The sequence below is a fragment of the Candidatus Dormiibacterota bacterium genome (assembly GCA_035635555.1).
Taxonomy (GTDB): Bacteria; Acidobacteriota; Polarisedimenticolia; order Gp22-AA2; family Gp22-AA2; genus Gp22-AA3.
The window spans coordinates 22412-34944 of the sequence record DASQAT010000014.1; the positions used below are offsets into that span (position 1 = coordinate 22412).

The window sequence follows — 12533 nt, forward strand, 5'->3', positions numbered from 1 at the left end:
AGGCCCCAGGCCGATGAGCCTCATCGAGTTCTCGCTGAAACGGCGCGTCACGGTGGCGATGTGCGCCATAGCGCTCGTCGTGTTCGGCTGCGTCGCCTTCACCCGCCTGCCGATCAATCTGCTGCCGAACATCTCCTATCCCAGCCTGACGGTCGAGACCCGCTACCAGGGGGCCGCGCCGGCCGAGATCGAATCGCTCGTCAGCCGTCCCGTGGAGGAGGCGGTCGGCGTCGTGGCGGGGGTGCAGCGGCTCACGTCGGTGTCGCGGCCGGGGCTGTCCCAGGTCACTCTCGAGTTCGGCTGGGGGCGCAACATGGACTTCGCCGCCCTCGACGTCCGCGAGAAGCTCGATCTCGTCCGCCTGCCGCGCGAGGCGGAGAAGCCGGTCGTCCTCCGTCTGGACCCGAACAACGATCCGATCCTTCGCCTGTACCTGACCGGCGGTTCGAACCTGTACCAGCTGCGCTACGTGGCCGACGAGGTGCTGAAGAAAGACCTGGAATCGACCGACGGGGTCGCGGCGATCAAGGTGAACGGCGGTTACGAAGAGGAGATCCAGGTCAAGGTCGACCAGGGGAAGCTGGCCCTGATGGGGATCGGCATCCAGGACGTCAACCAGAAGCTGCTGCGCGAGAACGTCAACCAGGCGGGCGGCAGCCTGTACGAGCAGGAGGCGCGCTACCTGGTGCGCGCGCGCAACGAGTTCAAAGACCTCGACGACATCATGAACACGGTCCTGGTCTCGAAGGACGGGCGCAACATCCTGATGTCGGACGTGGCGGAGGTGACGCGCGGCCACAAGCAGCGCGAGGCGATCACGCGTTTCAAGGCGCAGGAGGCGGTCGAGCTGGCGATCTACAAGGAAGGGGACGCCAACACCGTCGGGGTGGCCCGCGCCGTGCAGAAGCGGCTCGAGCGCGTCCAGAAGGAGATGCCGGCCGGCATCACGGTGACCACGGGCGTCGACCAGTCGCGCTTCATCCAGGACTCGATCAACGAGGTCATCATCAACGCGCTCGAGGGGGGCGCCCTGTCGATCCTGATTATCCTGTTATTCCTGAAGGACCTGTTCAGCACGATCATCATCGGCGTGTCGATCCCGATCTCCATCATCGCGACCTTCTTCCTGATGTACCAGACCGGCACGACGCTGAACGTCATGTCGCTCGGCGGGCTGGCGCTCGGCGTCGGCATGCTGGTCGACGACTCGATCGTGGTCCTGGAGGCGATCTTCAAGAGACGCGAGCGGGGGGAATCCGGGGCCGTGGCCGCCCAGCGCGGCGCGTCCGAGGTCGGCCGCGCCGTCGTCGCCTCGACCCTGACGACCGTCGCCGTCTTCGTGCCGGTCGTGTTCATCGAGGGGATCGCGGCCCAGCTGTTCCGCGACCAGGCGCTCACCGTGTCGTTCTCGCTCATGGCGTCCCTGGTCGTGTCGCTCACCATCATCCCGCTGGTGTCGGCGATGATGGGGACGGCGCGCGACGCGGCGCAGACGCGTCTTCCGGCCGCCGCGCCCGAGGGGGCCGGCCGGTTGCGGCGGACCACGCACACCGCGTTCGTCTCCTGGCCACCCCTGGCGCTGGGCCACGTCCGCCGCTGGCTGGCGGGGATCGGGCACGGCCTGGCGGTGGTCGCCCGTCCGATCACGGCGTCGTTCGACCGCGGTCTCGAAGCGATCATGACGTCCTACCCGGTCGCCCTCCGCTGGGCTCTGCGCGCGCCCTGGACCGTCCTGGCGACGGCCCTCATCGCCTTTCTAGGGTCGCTGGTCCTGGCGCGGAACCTGGGTGTCGATCTCATCCCGTCCTTCTCGCAGGGGGAGTTCAGCTTCCAGGTCGAGCTGCCGGAGGGAACGCCGCTCGAATCGACCGACCGCTTCGTGCAGGACGTGCAGAAGTCGGTGGCGGACGACGCGCGCGTCGACGCCGTCTCGAGCATCATCGGCGGCGCCGGGCTGTCGCTGTCGAACACGGGGAGCGAGGGGGAGAACGCCGCGCGCATCCAGGTGCGGCTGAAGAAGGGGCTGGGGCGCAAGGACGAGGAGGCGGTCGCCGCCATCCTGCGCGCGCGTCTGGAGGCGTCGTCCATCGCGCGCTACAAGTTCGAGCGTCCGTCCTATTTCACCTTCCGCACGCCGATCGAAGTGGAGGTGTACGGCGACAACCTGGCCGACCTCGAATCGGCGGCCGCCGCCTTGAAGCGGGAGATGGGGACGGTCTCCGGCCTCGTGGACGTGAAATCCTCCATGGAGGTCGGCAACCCCGAGCTGCAGCTGAGCTTCCACCGTGAGCAGCTCTCGAAGCTCGGTCTGGATCTCTTCCAGGTGGCGGCGACGGTGCGCAACAAGGTGCAGGGGGAGGTCGCGACCCGCTTCCTGGAGGGGGATCGCGAGATCGACATCCTGGTCCGCTCGGTCGACGTCGGGAACGCCTCCGTGAGCGACGTGAGCGATCTCATCGTCGGACAGCGCGACGGCGTGCCGATCTATCTGAAATCGGTCGCCGACGTGACGCTCGCGCAGGGGCCGAGCGAGATCCGGCGGGTCGGCCAGAAGCGGGCCGCGATCATCTCCGGGGACATCTCCGGACGCGACATGGGGGCGGTGGCCGCGGACGTGCGGAGCGTCATCGGGAGGGAAGCGCTGCCGATGGGGGTCGTCGCCGGCCTGAGCGGCCAGGAAGAGGAGATGCAACGCTCGTTCCGGTCCCTGAAGCTGGCCCTGGCGCTGGCGATCTTCCTGGTCTACCTGGTCATGGCCTGCGAGTTCGAGTCGCTTCTGCACCCCTTCGTCGTCATGTTCACCGTGCCCCTCGGCGTCATCGGCGCGGTCCTGGCCCTGGTCGTCACCGGCCACTCGGTGAACGTCGTGGCGATGATCGGGGCCGTGATGCTGGCCGGAATCGTCGTCAAGAACGCCATCGTCCTGATCGACGCCGTGAACATGCTGCGATCCGAGGGGATGGCGCGCGAAGAGGCGCTCGTCGAGGCGGGGCTGAGGCGCATGCGGCCGATCCTGATGACCACCGCCACGACCATCCTCGGACTCCTGCCGATGGCGCTCGGACTGGGCGAGGGGGCCGAGCTGCGCGGGCCTTTGGCTGTGACCGTCATCGGGGGCTTGAGCGTCTCGACCGTCCTGACCCTCCTCGTCATCCCGGTGATCTACACGCTTCTGGACCGCAGGGCCTTCGTCCCGCAGACGGCCGCCGGGCCGGTGCCCGTGGATGGCTCCGGTGGCGGGCCGGCGGTCACGGAGAGTGAATCAGCGAGCGCCGTTCCCGGCGCCGGCTTCCTGCCGCAGCCGGCCCTCGGCAGCCCCCTGGAGTCGCGCACGGAGCCATGAGCCTTCCCGAGCTCTCGATCAAGCGCCCGGTCACCACACTGATGATCCTCCTGAGCGTCATGGTGGTCGGCGGCATCGCCATGCAGCGCCTGCCGCTCGCCTTCCTGCCGAACGTCGATCTCCCGTTCATCGGCATCACGATTCCCTACCCGAACTCGAACCCGACCCAGATCGAGAAGCAGATCACCAAGCCGGTCGAGGAGGTCCTGGCCACGATCCCGGGGGTGAAGCGTCTCGGCTCGACCTCCACGGCCGACAGCGCCGAGTTCCAGATGCAGTTCAAATGGGGGCAGAACCTCGACATCGTCCGGATGAAGGTGAGCGAGAAGATGGACCAGGTGAAGTCGAGCCTGCCGCAGGGGATCGGCGAGGTCCTGATCTTCTCGTTCAACACCAGCGACATCCCGGTCGTGCAGTCCCGCATCGCCGCCCAGGGGATCGACCTGTCGAAGAACTACGACCTGCTCGAGTCGCGCGTCGTGAACCGCATCCGGCGGATCCCCGGCGTGGCCCGGGTCAATCTCGACGGCGTGGCCCCCAGCGAGATCTTCATCGACCTCGTCCTCGACCGCGTCAAGCAGCATGGCGTCGACATCGGGATGCTCCTGCAGCGGCTGCAGGGGGCGACCTCGAACCTGGTCCTGGGGCAGGTCAGCCACGACGGGCTGCGCTACACGGCGCGCGCCCTGGGGGCCTTCGACTCGCTGCGGGCGATCGAGGACCTGACCGTCAACGACCGAGGGCTGAGGCTCAAGGACGTGGCCGAGATCCGCTACGAGGAGCCGCCGATAGCGCACGGGCGGCACCTCGAGGGGACGCAGGCGGTCGCGCTCGACGTCTTCAAGGAGTCGACGGCCAACACGGTCGACGTCGCGACCAGCGTGATGAAGGTCATCACGGAGGACATCGACAAGGATCCCCTGCTGAAGGGGATCAAGGTGTTCACCTTCGACGACCAGGCTAAGCAGATCACCTCCGGCATCGACGGCCTCAAGAACGCGGGCATCCTCGGGGCGCTGTTCGCGGTCGTCGTCCTCTACTACTTCCTGCGGCGCTTCGACTCGACCCTCATCGTGTCGCTGTCGATCCCCTTTTCGGTCGTGGCGGCCTGCGGTCTCATGTACTTCATGGGGAAGTCCCTCAACGTCCTGTCGATGTGCGGCCTGATGCTCGGGATCGGGATGCTGGTGGACGACGCCATCGTCGTCCTCGAATCGATCGACAGGAAGCGCCGGACCGAGCCCGACGCGTCGAAGGCCGCGCTCGTCGGCGCGCACGACGTGTCGATGGCGGTGACCTGTTCGACGCTGACGACGATCATCGTGTTCCTGCCGCTGGTGGTCGGGGCGGGGACGGAGCTCACCACTTGGCTGAAGGAGATCGGCATCGCGATCTCGATCTCGCTCGCCTGCTCGCTGTTCTCGTCCCTGACCCTCATCCCGCTCATGTCGGCGTGGTGGCTGAGGCGAAGGCCGGCGGCGCAGCCGAAGAGCCTGGCCTGGCTCGAGGAGCGCTACGCGCGCACGCTGGGGTGGACGCTCAGGCACAAGGCCTGGACGATGCTCATCGTGGTCCTCGGGCTCGTGGTCGGCGTCATCCCGCCGTTCACCGGCCTTCTGCCCGCGGCGATGTTCGCGGCGATCCAGAACAAGCGCCTCTTCCTGCAGTACGAGTTCTCCGAGTTCGCCTACAAGTCGGACGCCGAGAAGGCGGTCAACGTCGTCGAGAAGTATCTCGACGCGAACCGGGACAAGTTCCTGATCAAGACGGTGTACAGCGTCTTCGAGGAGAACGAGGCCCACTCGGTCCTCAACATGTCACGGGAGGACCTCAGCGACGACGAGGTGAAGGAGCTGCGCAAGACGATCCGCGCCGGCCTGCCCCAGGTTCCCGGCGCGCGTATCTTCTTCGCCGACGAGACGGAAGGGGGGGGCGACAGCACCTATTTCGCCGTGAAATTCTTCGGGTACGACAGCGCCATTCTCGCCAAGCTGGCGGACGAGGCGGTGCGCCGGCTGGGGACCGTCGACGGAGTCCAGGACATCAACTCGTCCCTCAACAAGGGGCGGAACGAGGTCCAGGTCGTGATCGACCGAGACAAGGCGCGGCGCGCCGGGCTGACCGCCGAGGACGTATCGCAGGTCTTCCAGTTCACCCTCGGCGGCATGCGCCTGAACCGGTTCAATGCCGGCGACCGTGAGGTCGACTCGTGGCTCGAGCTGCGGCAGGTCGACCGCGAGAGCCTGGAGGACCTCCGGAAGATCCAGATCGGCCCCCCCGATCACCCGATCCTGCTGGGGGACATCGCCGCGTTCCAGATCGTGCGCCGGGTCGATCAGATCGCCCGCGAGAACCGCAAGGAGCGGGTCGCGGTGAACGCCACCTACGAAGGGAAGCAATGGACGAAGTCGCGCGCCGAGATCGAAGGGCTCATGAACGCGTTCGACCTCCCGCCCGGCTACTCCTGGTCGTGGGACGACAAGATCCTCGAGCAGGGGGAGGAGAACGATCAGATGCTGACGAACTTCGTCCTGGCTCTCGTGCTCGTCTACCTGGCGATGGCGTCGCTGTTCGAGTCGATCGCCCAGCCGTTCGCCATCCTGTTCTCGATCCCCTTCGCGCTGCCGGGGGCGATGTGGCTCCTGACCGCCACGCGCACCCCGCTCAACATCATGGCGTGGATCGGGCTGCTCATGCTGATCGGCATCGTCGTCAAGAACGGCATCGTCCTGCTCGATCACATGAACCAGCTGCGCAAGGCGGGGCTCGGTCGCGACGAGGCGATTATTCAGGCGGGGCGCGATCGGCTGCGCGCGGTCCTCATGACCGCCCTGACCGCCATCGTCGGCCTGATCCCGCTGGCGCTCGGCAGCACGAGCGTCGGCGAGGCGTACTACTTCCCGCTGGCCCGCACCGTCATCGGCGGCCTCGCCTCGTCGACGATCCTGACGCTCATCGTCCTGCCGTACATCAACATCGGCGTCGAGGCGGTGGCGCGCTGGTTCGGCGATCTCTGGCGCTCGTCCGACCCCGGGCTGCGCCGGCAGCCGGCAGGCGGGATTAGTTCTTCACCGGCGGTGCCGGGACCGGCGGCAGCGTCTTCGGGGATTTCCTGATCTGCTCCATCACGACCTCGATCCCCTTCTCGAGCTGGGGGTCGCGCCCCTGCACCACCAGGTCGTCGCGGTTGTCGACCTCGATGTCGGGGTCGACGCCGTGCCCCTCGATGACCCACTGGCTGTCGATGCCGTAGGTGCCGAACTCGGGACGCGTGACGTAGCCGCCGTCGACCAGCGGCGAGTAGCCGCGGATACCGACGACGCCGCCCCAGGTGCGTGTGCCGATGAGCGGGCCGAGCCCGTACTTCTTGAAGAAGTAGGGGAAGATGTCCCCGTCGGACGCCGAGTAGTGGTTGATGAGGCAGACCAGCGGTCCGTAGAAGACCTGCGCGGGGTAGGTCGTGACGCCGCCGTTGCGGCTGTTTCCCATGCCGGCCAGCACACGGCGAAGCCGCTCGAGGATGAGCTCGGAGACGAAGCCGCCGCCGTTGTTGCGCACGTCGATGATCAACCCCTGCTTGCGGATCTGCGGGTAGTACTGGCGCACGAACTCGTTGAGGCCGTCCCCCCCCATGTTCGGGATGTGCACGTAGCCGACCTTGCCTTCGGTCGCCTTCTCGACTTTCTTCCGGTTCGTTTCGATCCGGTCGAAGTAGCGGATCTGCTCCTCGTCCTCGAGCGGCCGCACCGTGACCTGCCGGGCCCCCTTGTCGTCCGGCCGGGAGTTGACGGTCAGGGTGACCGTGCCGCCGGTCTTGTTCTGCAGCAGATCGTCGGGCAGGTCGGGTGATTTCAGGTCGACGCCGTCCACCTTCAGGACGTACGACCCTTCGGGCACGTCCACGCCCGGCTCGGTGAGCGGCGAGCGGCGCGCCTCGATCCAGTTCTGTCCCTGCAGGACGCGCTCGATGCGGTAACGACCGGTCGCCTTGTCGAGGGCGTAGTCGACGCCGAGCAGGGCGATCGGCACCGTCTTCGTCTTCGGGAAGTCGCCGCCGCCGACGTAGGCGTGGCCGATGTTCAGCTCGGCGATCATCTCGCCGATGATGTAGGTCAAGGCGTTTCGATGCGCGACGTGCGGCAGGAGCGCGCCGTACTTCGTTTTCATCGCCGGCCAGTCGAGGCCGTGCATGTTCGGGACGTAGAAGAAGTCGCGCTCGAGGCGCCAGGTCTCGTCGAAGATCTGCCGCCACTCGGCCGGCCGATCGAGCAGCATCGACATCGCATCGAGCTTCAAGACGCCGTCCCCGGCCTTGGCCGGCGCCGTCCCCGGCTTCGCGTCCAGAATGCCGTACTGCTTGTCGGCGGCGTAGATCACCTTGGCGCCGTCGGCCGAGAGGTCGTAGCCGCCCACGGAGGCGATCAACACCGCGTCCTTGCGCTTCTCCAGATCGAACGCGTGCACCACGCCCTTGGGCGCCCCGTCGTCGTCCCCGGCGCCCCCCAGGGTCGGGGCCGGGCCGGTCATGTAATAGACGAACGACGCGCTCGCGGCGATGTGCGACAGCGTTCCCGGCTCCATCGGGAAGGCGACGATCCGGTCCTCGATTCCGTCCAGATCGATCCGGATCGGCGCGACCTCCTTCGCGGCCGCCTTGCCGCCCGTCTTCTTCTCCTTGCCGGCGTCCTTCTCCTTCGACGCCGGTTCGGAAGCACCCGCCTCCTTTCCCGCCTCGCCGACCTGCACCTCGTCCGACTCGGGCGCGAACGGGGAAGGGAGATCCTTGCGCAGCGTCACGGCATAGACCCGCGTCACGTTGTCGTAGACATAGGAAAAGTCGAACGCCCCGACCCCGGCGTTGAGGTCGCGGTCGGAGAGAAAGTAGAGGTAGCGGCCCCCGGGGTCGAAGACGGGGGTGCGGCTGTCGTTCATCTCGGACGTCAGACGCGTCACCTTGCCGGTCTCGATCGCAAAGAGAAAGACCTGCCTCATCTGGTCCGGGTGCTGCTTCGAGTAGGCCAGGTACCGGCTGTCCGGGGACCAGGCGTAGTCGTTGATCTCCGCCTCCTTCGCCTGGTCGGCGAGCGTGACCTTGCCGCCCAGGGCGTCGACCCAGTACAGCCTCTGGTCCTTGTCGGCGAAGGCGAGCCTTTTGCCGTCGGGCGACCAGACCGGTCCGAAGCGCCAGCAGTGCCCGTCGGTCGTCACGCGCCGCGCCGCGGCCGATCCATCCTGAGGCTCGATCCAGATCTCCTCCTCTCCCGTCCGATCGGAAAGGTAGGCGATCCACTTACCGTCCGGGGACCAGGAGGCCCCGCGCTCGTGCGCCCCCGACGAGTTCGTCAGGTTGCGCGTGTTCCCCTTCTCGGCGGGGACGGTCAGGATCTCGCCGCGCGCCACGAACAGCGCCCGCTTCCCGTCGGGGGACAGGCCGAACTCGGTGATCTTCTCCGCGAGCGGGACGAAGCCGGGGCGCGCCGCCGGCCGCTCGGCGGGGACGCGGACGACGACCTTGGCGCTCTTCGCGGCCGCGATGTCGTAGACGTAGAGATCCCCGCCGTTCTCGTAGACCACACCGTCGGGTCCTCCCGACGCCCAGCGGACGTCGTAGTCCTTGTGGTCGGTCAGCTGGGTGACCTTCTTCGACCCCGGATCGACGGAGTACAGGTTGAACGTCTTGTCCCTGTCCGAATCGAAGATGATCCGATCGCCGATCCAGACCGGCTCGGTCGAGTTGCTGTCGTTCTCGGTCAGCGGCTCGAGCCTGTTGCCGGCGAGATCGTAGATCCAGAGGCTCAGGGTCATCCCGCCGCGATAGCGCTTCCAGGTGCGGAAGTTCGTCCAGATCCGGTTGTAGACGACCCGCCTGCCGTCGGGCGAATACGCGGCCAGCCCCCCCTCCGGCATCGGCAGCGGCTCCGGCAGGCCGCCCTCGAGAGCGACGGTGTACAGCCGCCCGGCGCGGTCCTCCCAGGCCTGGTGCCGCGATCGGAACAGGATCCGCTTCCCGTCCGGCGTCCAGCCGATGACCATGTTGTTCGGTCCGGCCCGCTCGGCGGGGTGGCCGGTGTCGGCCCAGAAGGTCAGACGCTTCGGCACGCCCCCCTCCGCCGGGATGACGTACACGTCGCGATTGCCGTCGTACTGCCCGGTGAAGGCGATCCACTTCCCGTCCGGCGAATAGCGCGGGAAGATCTCGAGCCCCGGGTCGGAGGTGAGCTGCCGGGCCACCCCGCCGCTCCGCGCCACCGCCCAGAGGTCCCCCGCGTACACGAAGGCGATCGAGTCGCGCGACAGCGTCGGGAAGCGCAGGAGCCGCGTCGCGGACGTCGCGTCCGTCTCGACCGCGCCGGGCGAGGCGGCCGGCCAGGCGACCAGGAGAAGGCCGAGGAGGATGAGGACTGCACAGGTCAGCGGGATGAAACGCAGGGACGGCGCGCGGCGCATCGTGGGCTCCTTGGTTGTCGGTGCGCCCGCGTTTCTACCCGCTCCCAGGGCCCGCGTCAAGTCAGTCTGGGGTTCGGTTCGGAGCGTCGGCTGGTCGGTTTGCTGTCCGGACTCCGCGATCGCTGCGCCCCGGAGACCGCGCCTGGAGGGAAATCGGGACGGCACTTCCTTTCGAGTCCTCGTAGATTGAATGCGGGGGACGAGAGAACTCGTCGGAGGTGCCGTCATGAAACAGATCGTCGGCCAATTGTGTCTCGTTCTCCTCCTTCTCCTCGTGGTCCCCCTGGCAGCGCGGGCCGATCAGCTCGCGCCCACCGGCGGCGAGCTGCGCGTTCTCACGCGGGGCGGGCCGGTCGAGCAGTGCCCGCTGAAGCACACGGACGTCGTCGCCGAGATCACCGGCAACGTGGCGCAGGTCGAGGTGACCCAGACCTTCCAGAATCCCTACGACCGGAAGATCGAGGCGGTCTATGTCTTCCCGCTGCCGGATCGCGCCGCGGTCAATGACATGGAGATCAAGGTTGGCGAACGGACGATCAAGGGGCTGATCAAGAAGAAGGAGGAGGCCCGGGCCATGTACGAGACGGCCCGCCAGGCCGGCCATGTCGCCGCCCTTTTGGACCAGGAGCGGCCCAACATCTTCACCCAGTCGGTGGCGAACATCCTGCCCGGCAGAGAGGTGGTGGTGACGATCCGCTATTTCGAGACGGTCCCCTACGCCTCGGGCGATTACGAGTTCTCCTTCCCGATGGTGGTCGGACCGCGCTTCATCCCCGGCGATCCCACGACGCAAGGGGAGCGCGGTCTCTCCCCCGATACGACCGAGGTGCCGGACGCGTCGCGCATCACGCCTCCGGGGATCCGGCCCGAGACGCGCACCGGGCACGACATCTCCCTCGAGGTGCGTCTGGACGCCGGCGCCACGGTGCGCGAGCTGGTCTCCCCCACGCATCAGATCCGCGTCGAGAGCAACGGACGTGGCGGCGACATCGTCCGGCTGAAAGACGAGGACTCGATCCCGAACCGGGACTTCGTCCTGCGCTACCGGGTCGATGGCGACGCCCCGAACCTGATCGTCCTTCCCCACCGCGGGGAGGGGGACGGCTACTTCCTGATGCTCGTCCAGCCCGAGGCGAACCCGTCGGAAACGGACATCACCCCGAAGGAGATGATCTTCGTGGTCGACTGTTCCGGCTCGATGAGCGGCGAGCCGATCGAGAAGGTCAAGGAGGCGATGCGATACGCCCTGCAGGGCCTGGATCCGCGCGACACCTTCCAGATCGTGCGCTTCTCGGAACGGGCAAAGACCTTCGAGCCCGCTCCCGTCCTGGCGACCCCCGGCAACATCGAGCGCGCGCTTCAATACGTCGCCCGCCTGTCGGGCGAGGGCGGCACGATCATGCTGGAGGGCGTGAAGACCGCGCTGTCGTACCCGGAGGATCCGGAGCGTCTGCGCATCGTCTCCTTCATGACCGACGGGTACATCGGCAACGAGGAGGCGATCCTTGCCTACATGTCGAAGCACCTGGGCGGCGCGCGGCTCTTCTCCTTCGGTGTCGGCACCTCCGTCAACCGGTATCTGCTCGACAAGATGGCGGATTTCGGCCACGGCGCGGTGAAATACGTCCTGCCTGGCGAGGACTCCGGCAAGTCGATCCGGCGCTTCTACGACCGGATCCGCAGCCCGCACCTCACCGACATCCAGATCGACTGGGGAGGGCTCGGCGTGACCGACATGTACCCCCGCGAGATCCCCGACCTGTTCCTCGGCCAGCCTGTCGCCGTCTATGGCCGCTACGGGCAGCCGGGGACGTCCGAGGTGATTCTGCGCGCCCGACTGGGGGGCAAGCCGTACGAACAACGCTTCACTGTCGAGCTTCCCGACCGGCAAGACGAAGGCGAGGCGATCGGCACGCTGTGGGCCCGCGCCCGCATCGAGGACCTCTCCGATCAGCTCATCGTCGGCTCACAACCGGCGCTGGTCGAGGAGATCACCCGCATCGCCCTGGCCCACCGACTGGTCTCGAAGTACACCTCCTTCGTCGCCGTCGAGGAACAGATCGACACCGGACCCGAGAACCCGGCGCTCGTCGAGGTGCCGGTCTGCACCCCGCCCGGCGTCAAGTACGACATGACCTACGCCGCATCGGGGGGAGTCGAGCTGGCGGAGCGCGTCCGGGTCGCCGCCCAGGGCGACGTCGTCAATGCGGACTCGACCACCACCTCGACGGTCTTCAACTCCGAGTTCATCGAGGCCCTGCCGATCCTGGGGCGCAACTATCAGGACGTCCTGACGCTCGCCCCGGGCGTGTCGGACGTGGACGGCGACGGCAACCCGACGATTCATGGATCGCGCGACACCGACGTCATCACTCTCGTGGACGGCGTTTCGACCAACGACCCGCTCACCGGGAAGCGGGGACAGGAGATCAACATCGACTCGATCCAGGAGATCGAGGTAATGACGGCGGGGGCGACCGCCGAGTTTGGCCGGGGCGAGGGAGGGTTCGTCACTCTGGTCACCAAGTCGGGCGGGAACGAGTTCGAGGGGAAGTTCAGCTTCTACTGGCGCGGCAAGACGTTCGACGGGGACGGAGCAGGAATCGACGACCCGAAGCTGCACGGCGGCCTGGGTGAGCTCGGCCTGCGCGACCTGAAATTCAACGACTTCACGCCGTTCCTGTCGCTCGGCGGGCCGATCAAGAAGGACAAGGCCTGGTATTACTTCACGGCCGAGTACATC

Annotated in this window: 4 protein-coding genes; 3 read left to right on the forward strand and 1 reads right to left on the reverse strand. The window is 67.3% G+C overall.

Translation table 11 applies throughout. The annotated features are described in order from the left end of the window. Positions 1–13: 13 nt before the first annotated feature. Together VEW47_04195 and VEW47_04200 are read left to right on the forward strand one after the other, a co-directional pair. Positions 14–3343 carry an efflux RND transporter permease subunit gene (locus VEW47_04195; protein HYS04373.1) on the forward strand — a complete coding sequence of 1110 codons (3330 nt, stop codon included), beginning with the start codon at positions 14–16 and terminating at the stop codon, positions 3341–3343. Beyond that, positions 3340–6459 (forward strand): efflux RND transporter permease subunit, encoded by a 3120-nt coding sequence (locus VEW47_04200; GenBank protein HYS04374.1) that lies wholly within the window; start codon positions 3340–3342, stop codon positions 6457–6459. The genes VEW47_04195 and VEW47_04200 overlap by 4 nt, the downstream gene beginning before the upstream one ends. On the opposite strand, the gene VEW47_04205 is transcribed toward VEW47_04200, so the two are convergent. Next, entirely contained in the window at positions 6404–9790 is a 3387-nt protein-coding gene (locus VEW47_04205) for a S41 family peptidase (protein HYS04375.1), read from the reverse strand. The two genes, VEW47_04200 and VEW47_04205, sit on opposite strands and share 56 nt — an antisense overlap. Before the next feature lie 226 nt (positions 9791–10016). On the opposite strand from VEW47_04205, the gene VEW47_04210 reads away from it, so the two are divergent. Next, positions 10017–12533 (forward strand): VIT domain-containing protein (locus VEW47_04210; GenBank protein ID HYS04376.1); only part of this gene is annotated, 2517 nt, incomplete at its 3' end.

Excerpts from the sequence above, each read along its gene's own strand:
- VEW47_04195 (HYS04373.1), top strand. The coding sequence starts at position 14 with ATGAGCCTCATCGAGTTCTCGCTGAAACGGCGCGTCACGGTGGCGATG.
- VEW47_04200 (HYS04374.1), top strand. The coding sequence starts at position 3,340 with ATGAGCCTTCCCGAGCTCTCGATCAAGCGCCCGGTCACCACACTGATG.
- VEW47_04205 (HYS04375.1), bottom strand. The coding sequence starts at position 9,790 with ATGCGCCGCGCGCCGTCCCTGCGTTTCATCCCGCTGACCTGTGCAGTC.